At 48.4% G+C, this 18,717-nt stretch carries 20 protein-coding genes; 7 read left to right on the top strand and 13 right to left on the bottom strand.

The window, feature by feature from the left end; all coding sequences use genetic code 11:
* Positions 1 to 2: 2 nt before the first annotated feature.
* Positions 3 to 245, top strand: coding sequence for a DUF2627 domain-containing protein (locus ACNFN4_RS03525; protein ID WP_014418340.1), 243 nt, complete (start codon positions 3 to 5; stop codon positions 243 to 245).
* A 28-nt stretch (positions 246 to 273) separates the two neighbouring features.
* Here ACNFN4_RS03525 and prpB read toward each other — a convergent pair whose 3' ends face one another.
* From prpB to ytaF, 10 genes are all read right to left on the bottom strand, one after another.
* A complete protein-coding gene (gene prpB, locus ACNFN4_RS03520; RefSeq protein WP_022552985.1) occupies positions 274 to 1,179 on the bottom strand; it encodes a methylisocitrate lyase in 906 nt (301 codons plus the stop codon).
* Between the two features lie 18 nt (positions 1,180 to 1,197).
* Positions 1,198 to 2,625: a bifunctional 2-methylcitrate dehydratase/aconitate hydratase gene (locus ACNFN4_RS03515; protein WP_448199993.1), complete on the bottom strand. Its 1,428-nt coding sequence runs from the start codon at positions 2,623 to 2,625 to the stop codon at positions 1,198 to 1,200.
* 25 nt (positions 2,626 to 2,650) lie between these two features.
* Positions 2,651 to 3,748 carry a citrate synthase gene (gene mmgD / locus ACNFN4_RS03510; protein WP_007612474.1) on the bottom strand — a complete coding sequence of 366 codons (1,098 nt, stop codon included), beginning with the start codon at positions 3,746 to 3,748 and terminating at the stop codon, positions 2,651 to 2,653.
* A gap of 23 nt (positions 3,749 to 3,771) precedes the next feature.
* Positions 3,772 to 4,905, bottom strand: coding sequence for an acyl-CoA dehydrogenase (locus tag ACNFN4_RS03505; protein ID WP_103526766.1), 1,134 nt, complete (start codon positions 4,903 to 4,905; stop codon positions 3,772 to 3,774).
* A gap of 29 nt (positions 4,906 to 4,934) precedes the next feature.
* Positions 4,935 to 5,786 (bottom strand): 3-hydroxybutyryl-CoA dehydrogenase, encoded by an 852-nt coding sequence (locus tag ACNFN4_RS03500; RefSeq protein ID WP_280156954.1) that lies wholly within the window; start codon positions 5,784 to 5,786, stop codon positions 4,935 to 4,937.
* A 19-nt stretch (positions 5,787 to 5,805) separates the two neighbouring features.
* Entirely contained in the window at positions 5,806 to 6,987 is a 1,182-nt protein-coding gene (locus ACNFN4_RS03495) for an acetyl-CoA C-acetyltransferase (RefSeq protein WP_109567066.1), read from the bottom strand.
* A 141-nt stretch (positions 6,988 to 7,128) separates the two neighbouring features.
* Positions 7,129 to 7,866: a glycerophosphodiester phosphodiesterase gene (locus ACNFN4_RS03490; RefSeq protein WP_015240188.1), complete on the bottom strand. Its 738-nt coding sequence runs from the start codon at positions 7,864 to 7,866 to the stop codon at positions 7,129 to 7,131.
* Positions 7,867 to 7,953: 87 nt separating this feature from the next.
* Positions 7,954 to 8,580, bottom strand: a complete 627-nt coding sequence (locus ACNFN4_RS03485; RefSeq protein ID WP_029973894.1) for an N-acetylmuramoyl-L-alanine amidase family protein — start codon at positions 8,578 to 8,580, stop codon at positions 7,954 to 7,956.
* Positions 8,581 to 8,599: 19 nt separating this feature from the next.
* On the bottom strand, positions 8,600 to 8,917 hold the full coding sequence (locus tag ACNFN4_RS03480) for a hypothetical protein (RefSeq protein ID WP_014721488.1): 318 nt from the start codon (positions 8,915 to 8,917) through the stop codon (positions 8,600 to 8,602).
* 309 nt (positions 8,918 to 9,226) lie between these two features.
* Positions 9,227 to 9,850 (bottom strand): sporulation membrane protein YtaF, encoded by a 624-nt coding sequence (gene ytaF, locus ACNFN4_RS03475; RefSeq protein ID WP_017418120.1) that lies wholly within the window; start codon positions 9,848 to 9,850, stop codon positions 9,227 to 9,229.
* Positions 9,851 to 9,996: 146 nt separating this feature from the next.
* On the opposite strand from ytaF, the gene ACNFN4_RS03470 reads away from it, so the two are divergent.
* From ACNFN4_RS03470 to alr, 6 genes are all read left to right on the top strand, one after another.
* Positions 9,997 to 10,629, top strand: a complete 633-nt coding sequence (locus ACNFN4_RS03470; protein ID WP_014418348.1) for a helix-turn-helix domain-containing protein — start codon at positions 9,997 to 9,999, stop codon at positions 10,627 to 10,629.
* Positions 10,630 to 10,919: 290 nt separating this feature from the next.
* Positions 10,920 to 11,057: a hypothetical protein gene (locus tag ACNFN4_RS03465; protein ID WP_014470646.1), complete on the top strand. Its 138-nt coding sequence runs from the start codon at positions 10,920 to 10,922 to the stop codon at positions 11,055 to 11,057.
* 93 nt (positions 11,058 to 11,150) lie between these two features.
* On the top strand, positions 11,151 to 12,269 hold the full coding sequence (locus ACNFN4_RS03460) for an NADH-dependent flavin oxidoreductase (protein WP_032863662.1): 1,119 nt from the start codon (positions 11,151 to 11,153) through the stop codon (positions 12,267 to 12,269).
* 126 nt (positions 12,270 to 12,395) lie between these two features.
* Positions 12,396 to 12,608, top strand: a complete 213-nt coding sequence (locus ACNFN4_RS03455; RefSeq protein ID WP_029973891.1) for a spore germination protein — start codon at positions 12,396 to 12,398, stop codon at positions 12,606 to 12,608.
* Between the two features lie 125 nt (positions 12,609 to 12,733).
* Positions 12,734 to 12,946, top strand: coding sequence for a spore germination protein (locus tag ACNFN4_RS03450; RefSeq protein ID WP_014418351.1), 213 nt, complete (start codon positions 12,734 to 12,736; stop codon positions 12,944 to 12,946).
* Between the two features lie 176 nt (positions 12,947 to 13,122).
* Entirely contained in the window at positions 13,123 to 14,304 is a 1,182-nt protein-coding gene (gene alr, locus ACNFN4_RS03445; RefSeq protein ID WP_072177685.1) for an alanine racemase, read from the top strand.
* A gap of 147 nt (positions 14,305 to 14,451) precedes the next feature.
* On the opposite strand, the gene spo0A is transcribed toward alr, so the two are convergent.
* The 3 genes from spo0A to recN form a co-directional block, all read right to left on the bottom strand.
* Positions 14,452 to 15,252 carry a sporulation transcription factor Spo0A gene (gene spo0A / locus ACNFN4_RS03440; protein ID WP_003153177.1) on the bottom strand — a complete coding sequence of 267 codons (801 nt, stop codon included), beginning with the start codon at positions 15,250 to 15,252 and terminating at the stop codon, positions 14,452 to 14,454.
* A gap of 280 nt (positions 15,253 to 15,532) precedes the next feature.
* The gene (gene spoIVB / locus ACNFN4_RS03435) at positions 15,533 to 16,813 is read right to left on the bottom strand and encodes a SpoIVB peptidase (RefSeq protein ID WP_007408360.1); all 1,281 of its coding nucleotides are present in this window, start codon (positions 16,811 to 16,813) and stop codon (positions 15,533 to 15,535) included.
* Positions 16,814 to 16,976: 163 nt separating this feature from the next.
* Positions 16,977 to 18,707, bottom strand: coding sequence for a DNA repair protein RecN (recN, locus tag ACNFN4_RS03430; RefSeq protein ID WP_007408359.1), 1,731 nt, complete (start codon positions 18,705 to 18,707; stop codon positions 16,977 to 16,979).
* Between the last annotated feature and the right edge of the window lie 10 nt (positions 18,708 to 18,717).

Genomic DNA, 18,717 nt, shown 5'->3' with positions numbered 1-18,717 from the left:
ATATGAGCCGGCTTGTTGCGCTTTTGATTCTGGTCCTCCCCGGCGCTGTCGCGGCGCTCGGCATTAAGCTGATGAGAGATGCATTATTCGGGCATGTGTTTTCCCCGTTTCCGTCCCTTTTTCTTCAGGGGGCGGCCGGATTGGCGTTTTTTTTGTTCGGCCTTTATGTTCTGGCCGGGTTTATTCTGTACAGAGATCGGAAACGCAATCAAGTCAGCCCGCGGTTCAGGAAAAAAAAGCTGTAAAAAAAGCCCTTGCAAAAAAAGGGCTTTTTCAGTCGTCCGGCAGTATCGTTTTGGCAATGGATTGATCCAGTTCTTCATAGTCATCGTAAGCGATCGTTTCATATAATTCTTTTCTCGTCTGCATATCTGAAAGCCCCTCTTTTTGCGAGCCTTCTTCTTTCAGAAGGCGGAAAATACGCTCAAAAGCCTTGGCCGCCGTTCTGAGTGACGTGACCGGGTAAATGACCATCTGACAGCCCATATCGGAAAATTCATCAGCACTGTAATACGGCGTTTTTCCGAATTCAGTCATGTTTGCGAGAATCGGCACACTGATTTGTTTGGAAAACGCTCTGAATTCACTTTCGGATTGGAGCGCTTCCGGAAAAACAGCGTCAGCACCCGCTTTTATATAAGCGGACGCCCTTGTTAATGCCCCCTCCAGCCCTTCCTGCTGTCTGGCGTCTGTTCTCGCAACAACAAGAAGGGTCGGCGCGGCCCGCTTGACCGCTTGGATTTTTTGCGCCATTTCTTCAATCGGCACGAGCTGCTTCCCATTCAGATGTCCGCATTTTTTCGGCAGGCGCTGATCCTCCATCTGGACGGCGGCCGCGCGCGCTTCATACATTTCTTTCGCCGTCCGGGCGGCATTCAGCACTCCTCCGAAACCCGTGTCAATATCGACAAGGACGGGCAGATCAGACGAGCGGACCAGATCTTTAACCCGTTCAGCCATTTCCGCCGACGTGATGATCCCTAAATCGGGCAGCCCTCTGCTCGCCGTGTAAGCCGCGCCTGATAAATAAAGAGCCGAAAACCCCGTTTTCTTGGCGATAAGAGCGGCCATCGCATCGTGAGCGCCGGGGATCTGCAATAGATCCGGCGCTGCCATCAGCGTACGGAACCGCTCTGCAAGCTCCTCTTGAGACGACTGCTCGCTGACGATCCACGTCATGTTTGTCACCCTCCTATTTTATACGAGAAATAAGTCCATAAATTCACTAACGCTGAGCTTCTGCATTCGGCCGCTATGTTCGCAGGCCTCTTCGATTTTTCGCTGCTGCTTCAATGAAAAATGAGTGCTGATGTTTGCTGAAAACTTGGCAAGAATCTTCGGAACGGCTTCTTTTCTGCGAAACCGGTGTCCGAGCGGGTATTCACATTCAATCCGTCCCGTAGCCGTGCCGTCTGTAAAATGCACCTGTACGGCATTTGATATGGATCGCTTATTCGGGTCTAAGTAATCTTTTGAGTACGCTTTGTGTTCCGTCACCTCCATTTTGCTCCGCAATGTATCAATTCGCGGGTCAGACGCCGTTTCCTCTTCATAATGATCCGCCGTGATATCTCCGAAAAGCAGCCCGATTGCCGTAATATACTGGAGGCAGTGATCCCGGTCAGCCGGATTGTGAAGCGGCCCTTTTTTATCGATAATCCGGATTGCCGACTCATGGGTCATAATCGTGATCCTATCAATGTCTTCAATGCGGTCTTTCACCTCCGGATGAAGCCGGACCGCGCATTCCGCCGCTGTCTGGGCGTGAAATTCAGCCGGGTAGGATACTTTAAATAAAACATTCTCCATCACATAGGACCCAAGCGGGCGGGCAAGCTTCATTTCCTGCCGGTTAAACAGTACGTCTTGAAATCCCCACCCAGATGCAGTCAGGGCCGTCGGGTACCCCATTTCACCTTTTTGCGCCATAAGGGCCAAATATACGCCTCTGCTCGTCGCGTCGCCGGCCGCCCATGATTTGCGTGATCCGGTGTTCGGCGCATGACGATACGTTCTGAGGCTTGAATTATCAATCCAAGCGTGAGATACGGCGTTATTGATTTCCTCTCTTGATCCGCCCAGCATTTGCGCGCAAACAGCCGCAGTCGCCACTTTCACAAACAGCACATGGTCAAGCCCCACTCTGTTTAAGCTGTTTTCCAAAGCGAGAATCCCTTGAATTTCGTGCGCTTTGATCATTGCGCAAAGCACATCGCGCACGGTAAGCGGTTCTTTCCCTTCTGAAATCCGCACTCTGGATATATAATCCGCACAAGCCAATATGCCTCCGAGATTGTCAGACGGATGACCCCATTCCGCAGCAAGCCACGTATCATTATAATCGAGCCACCTGTTGATACAGCCGATATTAAAAGCAGCCGTGACCGGGTCTAAAACAAAAGGCGTGCCCGGGACTCTGCTGCCGTTGGGCACGGAGGTTCCCGGGACAATCGGGCCGAGCAGCTTTGTACATTCGGGATAGCTGAGCGCCAAAATTCCGCAGCCTATCGTATCAAGAAGCACATATCCTGCCGTAGCGAAAGCTTCTGAACTGTCAATCTCCTGATGAAGCACGTAGTCAGAAATCTCTTCGATTACAGCGTCCATTCGGCGGGGTTCTGTCATGTTTTCATCTTCCTTTCTCATCTGTTTACAGGCGCGCTCCGGTATAGCGGACACGCGGGCGGAAAAGCCGGTTTCGGCTGTGCTGTTCAATAACGTGGGCGCACAGTCCGACCGTCCGTGCACTGAAGAATATAGGCGTGTACAGCGGGATCGGGATGCCGAGCATGTAATAGACCGGCGCTGCGTAGTAATCTAAATTCGGATAAAGGCCTTTTTTCTCCCTCATGACGGTTTCGCCGGCTTCACACATATTATAAAGACGGAAATCACCTGAAAGATCAGACAGCTTTTTTAACGCTTCTTTCATCATGAGCGCCCTCGGGTCCATTTTTTTCATGTAGACACGGTGGCCGAAGCCCATGATTTTTTCTTTGTTTGCGAGTTTTTGAGTTAATAATTGTGTAAACCCGTCTGTATCCTTCGCTTCTTCAAGCATGTACATAACCGCTTCGTTCGCGCCGCCGTGAAGGTTTCCTTTAAGCGAGGCGACGGCTCCGGTCAGCGCGCCGTAAATATCCGATTGCGTCGAAGCAATGACACGGGCCGTAAACGTTGAGTTCGGCAATTCATGCTCACTGTATAAAAGAAGCGACCGGTCGAAGATTTCTTCTTCCAAAGATGACGGCGTTTTTCCGGTAATCATATATAAAAAGTTTGCGCTGTATGATAAGGTTCCGACCGGCGCCAAAGGCTCCAGCCCGTTGATGACTCGATAGCTGTTGACCGTCAGATTCGGCATTTTGCCTATCAGTCCGCGTACGCGGTGCTGATTTACGGAAGATGAACGGTCATCGATGTCCTTGTCAAAGCCTCCAAGGGCGGACAAACCCGTCCTCAGTCCGTCCATCGGGTGAGTATGTTCGGGCAGCAGACGGCATATGTGCAAGATTTCCTCGGGAAGATGTCCGCCGCGCCGAACGTCTTCTTCAAGCGCCGCCTTCTCTTTCGCATCAGGAAGTCTGTCTTCCAATAAGAGATGAACAATGTCCATATAGCCGGCCGTTTTAGAAAGCTCAATCAGATCGTGGCCTTTGATTAAAATACTGCCCTGCTGTGTATCCAGGAAAGAAATCCCCGTTTCCACCGCAATGACGCCATCTAAACCGGGGGAATAAGATTCCATGGTTTCGCTCCTTTTCGCACTTTTTATTGAAGAAGATACTTAGAAATAATCAGCCTTTGAATCTCATTGGTTCCTTCATAGATTTGCGTGACTTTCGCATCCCGAAATAAACGCTCCGCGGGATATTCTTTCATATAGCCGTAGCCGCCGTGAATCTGCACAGCCTCCACCGCCGCTTTCATCGCCGCATCGGACGCGAATTGCTTCGCCATAGATGCTTCTTTTCCGCACGGAAGCCCTCGCTGATACAGATCAGCAGCATGATAGACCAATAATTTGGCAGCTTCCGCATTCGTCGCCATGTCAGATAATTTAAATGAAACGGCCTGATTCGAAGCGATGGGTCTGCCGAACTGGCTGCGGGTTTTGGCGTACTCCACCGAGCAGCCGAGCGCCGCTTCGATAATCCCGAGCGCCTGAGCCGCTATGCCGATCCGTCCGACGTCAAGGTTTTTCATGGCGATTGAAAAGCCCTCGCCCTCTTCGCCGAGCCGGTTTTCAATCGGAATTTCCGCTTGGTCAAACTGCAATTCGACAGTATTGGAACCTAACAGTCCGAGCTTTTTTTCTTTTTTTCCGATAGAAAAACCGGGTGTGTTTTTCTCAATGATAAACGCGGAAATTCCCTTTCTCCCTTTACCCGGATCGGTTATGGCGAATGTCAGATACAGATCTGCCGCTCCGCCGTTTGTAATAAAGATTTTTGAACCGTTCAGAATATATGAACCGCCTTTTCGCACGGCCGTTGTTTTCAGGCTTCCCGCATCAGATCCGGATTGAGGCTCAGTAAGCGCAAACGCCCCAATATATTCGCCCGCTGCCAGCTTCGGAATATACGTTTGTTTTTGGGCTTCTGTCCCGAAATGCAAAATCGGGATTGTCCCTACCGATGTGTGGACGGATAAAATGACGCCGACGGCCGCGCTGACTTTTGATATTTCATGAATCGCTAAAATGTAAGATGTTGTATCAGCACCCGCCCCGCCGTAAGCTTCCGGGACGGGAATGCCCATCAATCCCGCTTCGCCCATTTTTTTAATCAGCCGCTCCGGAAATTCATCTGTTGATTCCATGAGCTCAACCACCGGCGCGATTTCCTTGCGGGCAAAATCACGCACCATTTTTCTCATCATGATGTGCTCTTCTGTAAAATGCATGGCTGCCGTCTCCCCTCATGATCTTTACGTCATCTGCCGTACTCATAAAAACCGCGCCCGCTTTTTTTGCCGAGCCAGCCGGCGCTGACATATTTTCTGAGCAGAGGGCATGGGCGGTATTTCGGATCTCCGAGCCCCGCATAGAGAACCTCCATAATGGAAAGGCACGTATCCAGACCGATGAAGTCAGCTAATGTTAAAGGACCCATCGGATGCCGCATGCCGAGCTTCATCACCTCATCAATCGCTTCCTTTGAAGCTGCTCCTTCGTAAAGGCAATAAACGGCTTCGTTAATCATCGGCATTAATATGCGATTAGATATAAAGCCCGGGAAGTCATTGACTTCGACAGGGGTTTTATTCATCCGGACGGCAAGCTCCTTTACTGTTTCCGCCGTTTCTTCCGATGTGGCGAGTCCACTGATGACTTCGACAAGCTCCATGACAGGAACCGGATTCATAAAATGCATGCCGATTACTTTTTCAGGCCTTTTTGTGGCCGCGGCAAGCTCCGTAATGGGAAGAGAAGACGTATTGCTTGCCAATACGGCATGCGGGGGACAGATTTTATCTAGTGTGTCAAACAATTCTGCTTTTGCTTTTTTGTTTTCGGCAATGGCTTCAATTATAAAATCAGCATCTCCCGCTTCTGTGAGTTCTGCCGGGGAAATACGGCTGAAAACGGCATCTGTCTCCTGCTGTGACTTCCGTCCTTTTGCCTGCTCTTTCTCCAGGTTTGTCTTTATGCGGTGAAGACCTTTTGTTACCGTTTCCGGCTCCCAATCGTATAACTTGACGGCAAACCCGGCTTCTGCAGCCGTCTGAGCGATGCCTGCTCCCATCTGACCGGCACCTGCGACCATGATTGTTTTCATCTTCATCCGGCGCTCCCTCCTTTGATCAGTACACCTCCAGCAGGACGGCATCTCCTTGAGCCGCTCCGCTGCATATAGCCGCTATGCCTAAACCTCCTCCGCGACGCTTTAATTCGTATATTAAACTCATGATGATTCTCGCTCCGCTTGCGCCGATCGGGTGGCCGAACGCGATTGCCCCTCCGTTTACATTCACTTTCTCCCGGCTGAACCCGGCTATTTTTTCACTCACGAGCACGACGGACGCAAATGCTTCATTTACTTCAAACAAATCAATATCGTCAACGGACAGTCCGGTTTTTGTCAAGAGCCGGCTGATGGCCTCTCCCGGGGCGCTTGCCAGCTCGGACGCTTCCAGTCCGACTGACGCAAAGCCAAGTATCGCTGCGAGCGGCCTGACATGCTGCTTCGCGGCTTTTTCCTCTGACATCAGCACAAATGCTCCGGCCCCGTCATTTACACCTGGAGCGTTTCCGGCTGTAACCGTTCCGTCGGCTGTAAAAATAGGCTTGAGCGCTGCGAGCTGCTCAAGGCTCGTATCAGGGCGCAGCCCCTCATCCGCTTCAACGGTATGCTGTTTGCCCTTTTTGCCGGTCCAGGTGACGGGGACAATTTCTTCACGCAATTTGCCCGCCTCGGCCGCCTCAGCCGCGCGTTTCTGGCTCAAAAGAGCGTAATGATCCTGTTCATCCCGGGAAATGCCGTACTTTTTGGCCGCAGTGCTTCCGTGGACAGCCATATGCACCCGGTCGAACGCACAGGTCAGCCCGTCATGAACCATTAAATCCTGAAACACCCCGTCCCCCATCCTCACACCCCAGCGGCCGGCCGGAATGGCGTACGGAATGTTGCTCATGCTTTCCATTCCGCCTGCAATCAGCACGTCCGCATCTTTCGCCCGGATCATTTGATCACAGATGGTAACGGCCCTGAGCCCTGATGCACAGACCTTATTAATGGTTTCAGCCGGAACGGACCATGGAAGCCCGGCATATCTTGCAGCCTGCCGTGCCGGAATCTGCCCGGCACCCGCCTGGACGACCATTCCCATCACCGCTCCTTCCGCTTCGCTTTCACTGATAGCGGCGCGCTTGATTGCTTCTTTTATGGCAATGCCGCCAAGCTCGGCTGCCTTTACCTCTTTTAATGCGCCGCCGAATTTTCCGAACGGCGTTCTTGCCGCACTGACGATAACCGTTTTTCCCACAATTTTGCCTCACTTTCAATAAGATAAAAGATAACGCTTACACAAAACGCCCTGTTACAATATATGAACCGGCTGACCGAGTTATGATTGCACCGCCTTTTTCCCGCCCATAAAAAAAAGAAGACTGCCTGAACAGTCTTCTCAGCTGCGGCATTCTTCTTTTATAGAAACAGCCAGCTTTGGATAATCGGTAAAAATCGCGTCTGCTCCCGCTTTCATCAGCTGCTTCATATCCTCAGGACGATTGACGGTGAACGGACGGAGCGCCGCTTGGTGTTTTGCAAGATGTTTGATCACTTCAGCGCTCACCGCCGGCGTACCGAGCTTCGGATGATAACCCGAAGCGGGAATGGCTGCAAGATACCGTTCAGGCCGGTACAGCACATCCATTGTCAGCACCGCCCGTTCAATTTCAGGCGCCAGGGCGTGGCAAACCGCGAGACTCTCATGATTAAATGAAGAAAAAATAACGCGCTTTTCCAGTCCGTAATATCTGACTTTTTTAATCACTTCTTCTTCCATTCCTTCGTAACGGAATACACTGTTTTTCAGCTCAATGTTTATCAGAAAATCAGCACGTTCCGCAAAACGCAGCACATCTGACAAAAGCGGAATTCTGACACCTTTAAAAGCATCTTTCCATTTTCCGGCGGCATCGGCGGTTCTGATTTTGTCATACGCCGTATCTTTCACAAATCCTTTCAAAGACGTCGTGCGGTCGAGGGTTTCATCGTGAATGACCACGATGCGGCCGTCTTTTGTCATCTGTACATCAAGTTCAATTCCGTCAGCCCCGTCCTCAATCGCTTTTTTGAACGCGGGCATCGTATTTTCCGGGCAGTCGCCCGACGCCCCCCGGTGGGCAAAAATATTCGTCATATGTGTCACCTCAGGTGTTTGTCATCGGTTTTCTCTATTATAATCGTTATGCACATCAGGAGGGCGCTATTTACACATATTTTATAATTACCGGCCGCTGTAATAGGTTTCGATTCCGTTTACAACGGCGTCCGCGGCGTGCTCTTGTCCGTTATCGCTTTTCAGCTTGTCCGCATCTTGAGGATTTGTGATAAAACCTAATTCAGCCAGCACACTCGGCATCTTTGAATATGTAATGACATAAAAAGGAGCTTCTTTTACGCCTCTGTCCCTCATCCCTAAAGACGTGACAAGCTGCTGCTGGATGTCGGAAGCAAGCCTTTCGCTGTCTGCGCCTTCATATGTCGAATTAAAATACGTTTCCGTGCCCGTTGCCGTTGATACGGCTGAATTCGTATGGAGGCTGACGAATAAATCGGATTGGCTGGCGCTTGCTTTCGCCACCCGCTCGTCCAAACGTAAAAAAGTATCGTCAGTCCTTGAAGCTACAGGTTTTGCGCCTTCTGTCTCCAATTTGGCGATCACCTTGTTTGACACCGCTAAATTGATGTTTTTCTCAAGCAGTCCATTTCCGCCAGCCCCGCTGTCTTCTCCGCCATGTCCGGCATCGATATAAATGGTTTTCCCTTGCAAAGGTTCAGCTGCATAAGCAGACGGCGCAAGCAGAAGCAGAGCGGCACCGAAGGCAGCAGCGCTTTTTGTCAGTAAACCCACGTTTTTTTCCTCCCCGTTTTCACATATCTGTTTCTTTTTTCAGTTCCTCAAGCCGTAATTGTCCGTTGCTCTCTTTTTTATAGGTGATTTGCACCGCCGTATGTTCAGGCAGAGACTGACATTCAAACCGCTTGGCGAAAGGCACCTTCACCTCTTGCCTTTCTCCGTCAATTTCGACCGCGATTGTATCGTTTCCGGCCGCTTTTATAAATGTTCCTTCCTGTGTAAATGACGGCGCCGCATCAGCCTCCGCGGTATACTCGCAGCCTGATAACAGCCATGCGGTGAAGATCAGAAGTATGACAGACTTCACACAGATCACCTCACGTTTTCTCATTCGGCTTTATCTTTGAACAGAATGGCCGATTTGTAAAGGGAGCCTTCATTCCTCCAGCGCTTTTCCATATTTGGAATGAAGGCTATCTGACCTGCTGTTTACCTGAACTTAGAAAGAAAACAAGCTGATCAGTCTATGAAAAAGGTTCTGTCTGAAGGCCGAATATGCAGAATTTAACGGAAACGGACGACTTTCTGTTCATTTTGAAAAAATATCAGATCGGCAAAAAAAAGAGAGCCGCGTCATGCGCTCTCCCGAATAGAAACATTCATATTTATTTTGAGCTTTTCATAAAATGAACGGGACAACTTAAAAGAGCAGCGTATTGGCGGCAATGATGAGAATAATCACTCCGCTCAGCACCGTGCTGAACTGTCCGACGTGAAAAGAACCGATGCGCAATGATGCGGCTTTTTTTCCAAGCGAGCAGCCGACCCAAATGGTCAAAAAGCTTCCGACCGCCGCAGTGATGGAAATGGCAGCGGGAGAAAGTCCGATCAACCCCGCGCTTAATCCGTTGGTCAGCGCATTTGCGGATACGGCCACCCCGAGAACCATGGATTCCAATATACCGATTTCTCCCGAACCGTCGGCATCCGCTGCCTCCGGATTTTGCAGCAGACCGGCAAAACGGCCTTTTTTTCCTGACGCGCCAACACGCGCTGTTTTTCTCGGCACAGCCAGGAGAATGATGCGGATACCGATGACAGATAAAATAAACGCCGCCAGCAATACAGGAAGAAAGCCCGGTAAAACGGCTGAAATCCATTTGCCGAAATAAATTCCGATATAACTGAATACAAAACAGATAAAAGCGATCATCATATTCGACGCATGCGATATTTTGATTTTTCTGATGCCGTATGACATCCCCACTCCTAAATTATCAATGCTCGAGGACACTGCCAAACCTAAAATCAATAACCAAGCCATGTTCGTTTCTCTCCATTCTTTGATGTCTTTTCAACATGTTGTGCCGTTGAATCTACACTATCCTATTCAGCAGCACAGAAAAGGTACCTTTTCTGCAAAAATTATTGATTAATGATCATCATTCCGGCGGAAACGAGGTGACACCCTTGACAGAAAATAAAAATAAGACACTGGGGCCCCTTTTAAAATCACTGCTTGATAAGCACTCGCTCTCCATGAGAAAACTCGGCGCCTTAACAAACATTGATACGGCCACCATCTCCCGGATTATAAACGGAAAACAGAAGGCCAATTTAAAGCATCTTCAGGAATTTTCAAAACATCTCCGCACCCCGCTGGAGGAATTGCTTGAGGCGTCAGGCATAGACATCGGCCATGAAAAAGAAGCTGCGCCGCAAGACCCGATGCACGCGATTCAGGATATGCTGAATATGGCCGAGATGTTTGATCAGCCTTTTTCCCGGGAGCAAATTGAACGCGAACTGACCAGATATGAACAATATGCCAAAACCCAGCAAGGCCATCGCCTGATTTGCGATGAGTTTCAAAAGAAAATGGACAATGAAGAAAGCGTCGGCCCTTTTATTGATCATTTGAAAAACATGCATCATCAGTATATGGATGAATCAACACCGGCTGAAGACCGCGCGATTCTCGGGAGCGCGCTGCTGTATTATATTTTAGCGACCGACGTCATTCCGGATTACATGTTTCCGATCGGCTACCTGGATGACGCCATCGCCGTTCAAATCGCTTTGAACCGGCTGAAAAAAAAGTAAAGGCGCTTAAAAAAGCGCCCTTTTTGTGTTGAAAAATATGAAACACCGCATTACGGTTTTGTCAAAACAGAGACAGCTGTCATATGATACATCAACCTAACAAAAAGGAGGGTGTCTTCTATGGACAGCAACACAGTTGTGGCAGTGTGCGCTCTGTTAAGTGTTGTGATTCAGATCGGAACGATATTCGCCGCAGGAAAGTGGAAAAAAGAATAAACAAATTGACGGTTTTTTCGCACAAGCGTATGCTTATAAATAACCTTGTAAAAGATAAGAAAGAAGATATGCATATGAAAAAAATCATTCTCCTCTTCGCCGCCGCTGTCATATTCAGCTCGATCGGCCATCAAATTTCAGGAGGATATAAAGATCCTGAAAAAGAACGGAGAAAACCGTTTCATTCGTTTAAATGGTTCAGCCGGTCATAACCTCAGGAAGAAGAACAAGCAAAATAATTGCACACAATTAAAACATAAGCTAGAATACGGACGAGTTAAACTCCTAAGGAAGAAGGCGAAATGATGAAGCAAACTTATAAACCGCTGTTTGAACCTTTTACGTTCGAAAGCGGCGTCACCATACCAAACCGTATTTCAGTCGCACCCATGACACACTATTCATCAAATGATGACGGAACGATTTCCGACCGTGAATTAAGCTACATTACTCCCCGTTCAAAAGAAATGGGCATGGTCATTACGGCATGTGCAAACGTAACGCCGGACGGCAAAGCGTTTCCAGGCCAGCCCGGCATCTATGATGATTCTCACATTCCCGGCTTGAAAAAACTCGCTCAGGCGATCCAGTCTCAAGGAGCGAAAGCTGTTGTGCAGATTCACCACGGAGGATTGGAATGCCCTCCTGAACTCGTGCCAAACAACGACGTCGTCAGTCCGAGCGGCTCAGAAGAAGACGGGAGACAAACGTCCCGGGCTCTCACCGAACAAGAAATTGAGCACATCGTGAAAGCATTCGGCGAAGCGACACGCAGAGCGATTGAAGCCGGCTTTGACGGTGTTGAAATTCACGGGGCAAACGGGTACCTGATTCACCAATTTTATTCACCGAAAACAAACCGGCGCACAGACCGCTGGGGCGGAAGCGATGAAAAGCGCCTTGCGTTCCCGCTTGCAGTCGTTGACGCTGTCAAACAGGCAATTGATACACACGCTGAAAATCCATTCGTTCTCGGCTACCGCCTGTCACCGGAAGAGCCGGAAACACCGGGGCTTACAATGAAAGAAACATTCATGCTCGCCGACGCGCTTGCGGAAGAGAACTTGGATTATCTGCATATTTCACTGATGGATGTCAATTCCAAAGCCCGCCGCGGGGCGGATACTTCACGGACCCGGATGGATTTATTAAACGAACGCGTCGGCCATAAAGTGCCGCTGATGGCCGTCGGTTCCATCTATACCGCGGACGAAGCGCTTGCCGTATTAGAAAGCGGAATTCCGCTGGTGGCTCTGGGACGTGTCATTTTGATTAACCCCGAATGGGCGGTACTGGTCAAAGAAGGCCGCGAACAGGAAATCGAAAAAGCCATTCAAGCATCTGAAATTGAGAAATACCGACTTCCTGAACCGTTATGGGAAATGATTCAGAATACAGGCGGCTGGGTGCCGTTTGAAAAGTAGACTAAAAAAACTGCCGGATGTCCGGCAGTTTTTTTGATTCACAAGTTTTTACCGCTTTGTTTACTCCTATTTCTAACACACAGCGTACATATAGTAAATAGATTAATAGAAAGGAGACCGTATATGATGGCTGGTTTTCCTATTACGATTAACAGTCTTTCCGGAAACGGGGTTGTCAATGTCGGCGGTGCGTTTTCGATAAGTCCTTTAACCGTATCAAAAACCGTCTACGGCTCAGGAGGGGGAAATACAGGGTTGGTCCTGCAAATGAATCAATCCAGTACATCTCAATCTTCAAGCTCTCAATACTCTGATCAAAATGTAACGAAAACACTATGACATCCCCATTTCCCTCCCTTTCCGGCTGGCAGCAGCCGGATTCTTTTTGCCGTTTTGTTTAATCTTCTTCCATATCACAGCGTACATATAGTTAGTAGACTGTGAGAGAAAGGAGAAAAAATAGAATGAGCGGTTGCCCGATTACGATAAACAACGTATCAGGAAACGGAGTTGTCAATGTTGGCGGCGCCATATCCATCAGTCCGCTGACTGCATCAAAAACCGTTTTCGGTGCCGGAGGGGGAAATATCGGCATTGTCATTCAAAACAATGCTGTGAGCCACACCAAAATGTTTGAACATCAATTTTCAGATCAAAATATTGTAAAGTCAATTTAAGGGCTGCCATGCAGCCCTTTCAGCATAAATAAAGCAGGCGCACTGATTTCCTGAAACCTTGATTTTTAAACATCGGCGATCACCTTCCCTTGTTTTGAATGATTTCAGTTCAAGATGAATAGAATGCAGATTGAAAGCATGAGTACTGAAACTCATTAAGGAAAGAAGGAATCGTGATGAAAAAACTTTGCCGGGAAGTTTGGATTGAAGTTGACCTTGATGCGATAAAAAAGAACGTACGGGCGATCCGCCGCCATATTCCGAATACGTCTAAAATTATGGCCGTCGTAAAAGCGAACGCTTATGGCCACGGGTCTGTGGAAATAGCGCGGCAGGCACTGGAAAGCGGGGCGAGCGAGCTCGCTGTCGCCAGCGTCGAAGAGGGAATTGTGTTACGGAGAGCGGGAATTACGGCACCTATTCTTGTGCTCGGCTTCACAGCTCTCAGCTGTGTGAAAAAATCTGCCGTTTGGAACATAACATTATCAGCGTTTCAGGTCAGCTGGATCAAAAAAGCGAATCGGATATTGGAAAAAGAAGCAGATTCGAAACGGCTGTCCATTCATATCAATGTGGATACCGGAATGGGCAGGCTGGGTGTGCGTACGGAAGAAGAACTTTTAGCAGTGGTGAAAGCGCTCAAGTCGAGTACATACCTGTCATGGGATGGCATCTTTACACATTTTTCAACAGCGGATGAACCGGACACTGAGCTGACGATGCTGCAGCATGAAAAGTTTATCAGCTTTCTCCGCTTTTTAAAAAATCAGGACATTACGCTGCCTACCGTGCATATGTGCAATACAGCCGCCGCTATCGCATTCCCGGAATTCAGCGCCGACATGATCCGTTTAGGCATTGGGTTATATGGTTTATATCCGTCCGCCTCGATAAAGGAACTGAACCTCGTGGATCTCACACCCGCACTAAGTTTAAAGGCGCGTATCGCTTATGTGAAAGCCATGGTGACAGATCCCCGAACCGTCAGTTATGGCGCCACATATATCGCCGAACCGGGTGAAATCATCGCGACGATTCCGATCGGCTATGCTGACGGTTACTCCCGCGCCCTGTCCAACCGCGGGTTTATTCTTCACCGCGGCAGACGGGTGCCGGTGGCGGGGAGAGTGACAATGGATATGATCATGGTCAGTTTAGGTGAGAATGAGGGCAAACAAGGAGAAGAAGTCGTCATCTACGGTAAACAACAAGGAGCCGAGATTTCCGTTGATGAAATTGCCGAAATGCTCGGTACGATCAGCTACGAAGTCTTATCTGTGTTAAGCCGCCGCGTCCCCCGCTTTTATTTCAGAGACGGCAAAATCATTAAAATATCAGCTCCGGTATTATATGTGTAGACGTCATAGACCCCGCATTTATGTATAAAACAAGTACCGGCGTGGGTGATTCCTATTGTTTTCGTCAGCAAAATTTCAAAACGCCTTCTCTTCCGCGTTCATGCACGGAAAAGAAGGCGCGAAAAAGACATTTAGCCAAAAGCTTTGTTACGAAGCTTTATGCTCCAATCTCAGCTTGTCAGCAACCATCGCGATGAATTCTGAATTGGTTGGTTTTGCTTTTGTCATGCTTACCGTATATCCGAACAGTGAAGAAATGGAATCAATATTTCCCCTGCTCCATGCGACTTCAATGGCGTGGCGGATGGCCCGTTCTACACGGCTTGCGGTCGTGTTGAATTTTTTGGCGATGTCGGGATAAAGGACTTTTGTGATGCTGCCGAGGAGTTCAATATCGTTATACACCATGGAAATGGCTTCACGCAAATAAAGATAGCCTTTGATATGGGCAGGCACACCGATCTCATGGATAATGCTTGTAATGCTGGCATCGAGATTTTTCCGCTTCGGCTCCGGCTGGCTCCGGATAATGCTGCTTTGCGCGGACGGCGCACGGTGTGTGACACTGCTGACATTTCCGCTTACCTGGCGGATATGGCCGACAAGGTTTTCCATATCAAACGGCTTCAGGATGAAATAGGACGCGCCTAAATCGACGGCTTTTTTCGTAACGTCTTCCTGACCGAATGCCGTCAGCATGATGACGTTCGGCTGCTTCTCGAGCTCTGATTCCCGCAGACGCTCCAAAACCGCAAGTCCGTCCAGATGCGGCATGATAATGTCTAAAACGAGTACATCAGGATTCTTATCTTTAAACAAAGAAAGACATTCCTGTCCGTTATAAGCAACGCCGATCACTTCCATATCATCCTGTCCCTCTATATATTCACTCAACAGGCTTACAAGCTCTCGATTATCATCAGCAACACAAACTTTAATTTTCTCCACGTTTCTTCCTCCCCCAATGTATTAACAGGACGCAACCCATTTGACTGCTACATGTTACATTCGACAAAACCACTACTTCCCCTTTTAAAAAATCCATATTTACCAATAATAGTGGTATATCTTTGTTTTTCTAGCATTTTCTAGGTTTTTCGACTAAAAATTAAGTTTGACAAATCAGGAAACGTGAATTTGTCGAAAAATCTTCATGTCTTATTTTACATGAATCCAGGAAAGAAGTGAAGAACGCATCACATAAAAAAACTGCCGGATCATCCGGCAGTCAGCTTGCTTTGTCTTTCCCGTAAACATCAACACCCGCTTCAGACAGCATCCATTCGATATGAACGCCGTAGCCGCTTGTCGGATCATTGACAAATACGTGGGTTACGGCTCCGACGACCTTTCCGTTCTGGATGATCGGGCTTCCGCTCATCCCCTGAACGATTCCGCCTGTTCTTTTCAGCAGTTTCGGATCTGTCACTTTCAACACCATTCCCTTTGTCGCCGGGAATTTTTGCGGCGTGGTGCTGACGATTTCAATATCAAATTTCTCTACTTTATCGTTTTCAATAACCGTCAGCATTTGCGCAGGTCCTTTTTTTACTTCATTTGACAAAGCAATCGGAAGCGCTTTGTCGGAAATGTTGTTTTTAATCGGCTGATGCAATGTCCCGAAAATGCCGAACGGGCTGTTGCGGTTAATATCGCCGATCGTTTTCCGTTCTGACGAAAACCTTGCCAGTTTTTCGCCGGGATTGCCGCCTTTTCCTTTTTCAATCGATGTTACAGTTGAACGAACGATTTCTCCGTCTTCTACAACAATCGGTTTTTTTGTATCCATATCAGAGATGACGTGGCCCAATGCGCCGTATTTTTTTGTTTTCGGTTCAAAAAATGTCATGGTGCCGATGCCGGCTGCCGAATCGCGGATATAAAGGCCGATTCGATATTTCCCCTCGGCTTCGTCCTTTGTCGGAATCAGCTTTGTTTTGATTTTTTGCTTATCGCGTTTCACCAATAAATCCAAAGATTCACCGGTTTTGCCCGCTTTTTGAATAAACGGGGCGATGTCGCTCATTTTTTCAATTTTATGTCCGTTCATTTTAATAATGATGTCGCCAGATTCAATTCCCGCTTGTTCTCCCGGAGACTTTTTCCCATCCTTTGTCATCACCTGGTGAAAACCGACCACCAAAACACCGACTGAATGCAGTTTTACACCGATGGACTGTCCGCCCGGAATGACCTTCAATTCTGGAAGGACACGCACTTTTGTTTTTTTAATGGGAAACCCGGCAAGATCATATACTACTTCTGACCGGCCTTGTGTTTGCCCTGTTATGTTTGCATGGCCGTGCTCTTCTTTCAGCGTAAAGGCTTCTGATAATTCGCCCTTTTCAGCGCTTATTGATGCATTGACCGGAACGGCCTGTGTCTGGTTTTCAAAGACGCTCATTTCTGACGGTATCAGTAAATATTCTTTAAACGGCTTAAAAAAGCCTACACTTAGTAAAGAAACAAGGAGAATTACACCTATTGCTTTCCTCATGTTATCGTGCATTCATTCCTTCACTCTCCTCGCTCCTATCCCACACCACTTTCTTTTTCTGCTACATCTATACTTTTGCCTTCCTGCGCTTGATTTATAACCGGCATACGAAGAAAAACATTGGATACACTGTTAGAGAAATGGAACAAAAAAATAAGCTGCCTGTATCAGCAGCTTATCCTGTCGTTTTTACCTGTCCGGCCTGTTTTAAAAGCTCTTGTGCATGCCGTTTTGTCAGATCGGTCACTTCAACGCCCGCAATCATGCGGCCGATTTCCGCTACCTTGTCCTGTTTGGAAAGCGGCGTGACATGCGTTGTCGTCCGGCCGTCTTTGAATTCTTTTGCGATCAGAAGGTGCGTATCCGCCATGGCGGCAACCTGCGGCAGGTGTGTAATGCAGAGCACCTGTGAACCGGTCGATACTTTATGGATTTTTTCCGCGATGGCTTGGGCAACCCGCCCGCTTACACCGGTGTCCACTTCGTCAAAGATGATGGAGGTGACATCCTGCTGGGAAGAAAAAATACTCTTCATCGCCAGCATCACCCGTGAAAGCTCGCCTCCGGAAGCGACCTTTGACAGCGGTTTTAAAGGCTCACCGGTGTTTGTTGAAATTAAAAACTTCACAAGGTCAATCCCCTTTTGGGTAAGCTGCACGGGCTGCCCGTTGACAACCGGTGCTTCACTGGCTGACGGATCGGTTTTCACGAGAAATTCCGTATCAAACGTTGATTTGCCCATATACAGACTTTTTAATTCCTGATGAATCGCTTCCGCCAGTTTCTTAGCCCAAGCTTTTCTGATTTTTGATAAATTGGCGGCTTCTACGGCCACATCTTTGCCGACCGACTCCAGTTCCTTCTTCAGCGCTTCAAGGTGGCTGTCGCGGTTCTCGATTTGATCGATTTCCTCTTCTATTTTGGAGCCGTATTCCAAAATGTCTTCTACCGTCGCTCCGTATTTGCGCTTCAGCTGTTTAATCTCGTTTAAACGGGTTTCAATAAAATTCAGCCGTTCCGGGTCATATTCCAGATCATCTAACAGATTGCGCATCTGAAAGGTGGCATCCTCCAGCAGGTAATAGGAACTTGACACGCTTTCTGACAGCTTTTGCAGCGGTTCATTGATATCCGAAATATCTTCAAGCTGGGCAGAGGCCATTCCGACCCAGTCAAGCCCCCCCTGCTCGCTGCGGAGCGCATTATAGGCGTTTTGCAATGATTCATAAATTTTTTCAAAGTTGGATATCTGCTTCCGCTCTTCCTGAAGAAGCTCGTCTTCATTCAATTCAAGCTTCGCCGACTCGATTTCTTCAAGCTGAAATTGAATCAGGTCTAACCGATGCGCCATTTCCTGCTCGCTTTCTGACAGCTTCTTCACTTTTTTGAGCAGCTTCATATAACGCTCATAGCCTTCATGGTAAGCCTGAAGCGCGGATTCGGCCTCAGCGCCCGCAAACCTGTCCAACAGCTCTAAGTGTTTATCGTCCTCCATTAACAGCTGGTTATCATGCTGTCCGTGAATATCTAATAAAAGTCTGCCGATCTCCCTTAAAGCCGCAATCGTCACTAATTTTCCGTTGACACGGCAGACGCTTTTTCCTCCGGCATTGATGTCCCTTCTCATGACAATCATGTCGTCAGATGCGTCTATTCCCTGCTCACGGCATACTTCAAACACGGGATGACCGCTGTCCAATAGAAACAGTCCTTCAAGCTCGGCCTTTGTTTCACCGTAACGGACAAATTCAGACGAGCCGCGGCCGCCGACTAATAGGGAAACGGCGTCTATAATAATTGACTTGCCGGCCCCTGTTTCTCCCGTCAGGACGGTGAGCCCCCGCTCAAACGAAATCGTCAGTTCCTCTATAATGGCAAAGTTTTTTATTGATAGTTCAGCTAACAAACAGCATTCC

The organism is Bacillus sp. N1(2025) (assembly GCF_053470005.1).
This window is presented reverse-complemented; position numbering and strand designations above follow the sequence as displayed.

What these genes read in the sequence shown, in the direction of transcription:
- ACNFN4_RS03450 (WP_014418351.1), top strand. Translation starts at nt 12,734, where the DNA reads ATGAGCGGTTGCCCGATTACGATAAACAACGTATCAGGAAACGGAGTT.
- mmgD (WP_007612474.1), bottom strand. Translation starts at nt 3,748, where the DNA reads ATGGAATCTTATTCCCCCGGTTTAGATGGCGTCATTGCGGTGGAAACG.
- ACNFN4_RS03460 (WP_032863662.1), top strand. Translation starts at nt 11,151, where the DNA reads ATGAAGCAAACTTATAAACCGCTGTTTGAACCTTTTACGTTCGAAAGC.
- ACNFN4_RS03465 (WP_014470646.1), top strand. Translation starts at nt 10,920, where the DNA reads ATGAAAAAAATCATTCTCCTCTTCGCCGCCGCTGTCATATTCAGCTCG.
- prpB (WP_022552985.1), bottom strand. Translation starts at nt 1,179, where the DNA reads ATGACGTGGATCGTCAGCGAGCAGTCGTCTCAAGAGGAGCTTGCAGAG.
- ACNFN4_RS03515 (WP_448199993.1), bottom strand. Translation starts at nt 2,625, where the DNA reads ATGACAGAACCCCGCCGAATGGACGCTGTAATCGAAGAGATTTCTGAC.
- ACNFN4_RS03490 (WP_015240188.1), bottom strand. Translation starts at nt 7,866, where the DNA reads ATGACGAATATTTTTGCCCACCGGGGGGCGTCGGGCGACTGCCCGGAA.
- ACNFN4_RS03525 (WP_014418340.1), top strand. Translation starts at nt 3, where the DNA reads ATGAGCCGGCTTGTTGCGCTTTTGATTCTGGTCCTCCCCGGCGCTGTC.
- ACNFN4_RS03505 (WP_103526766.1), bottom strand. Translation starts at nt 4,905, where the DNA reads ATGCATTTTACAGAAGAGCACATCATGATGAGAAAAATGGTGCGTGAT.
- ACNFN4_RS03480 (WP_014721488.1), bottom strand. Translation starts at nt 8,917, where the DNA reads ATGAGAAAACGTGAGGTGATCTGTGTGAAGTCTGTCATACTTCTGATC.
- spoIVB (WP_007408360.1), bottom strand. Translation starts at nt 16,813, where the DNA reads ATGCACGATAACATGAGGAAAGCAATAGGTGTAATTCTCCTTGTTTCT.
- ACNFN4_RS03500 (WP_280156954.1), bottom strand. Translation starts at nt 5,786, where the DNA reads ATGAAGATGAAAACAATCATGGTCGCAGGTGCCGGTCAGATGGGAGCA.
- ACNFN4_RS03455 (WP_029973891.1), top strand. Translation starts at nt 12,396, where the DNA reads ATGGCTGGTTTTCCTATTACGATTAACAGTCTTTCCGGAAACGGGGTT.
- ytaF (WP_017418120.1), bottom strand. Translation starts at nt 9,850, where the DNA reads ATGGCTTGGTTATTGATTTTAGGTTTGGCAGTGTCCTCGAGCATTGAT.
- alr (WP_072177685.1), top strand. Translation starts at nt 13,123, where the DNA reads ATGAAAAAACTTTGCCGGGAAGTTTGGATTGAAGTTGACCTTGATGCG.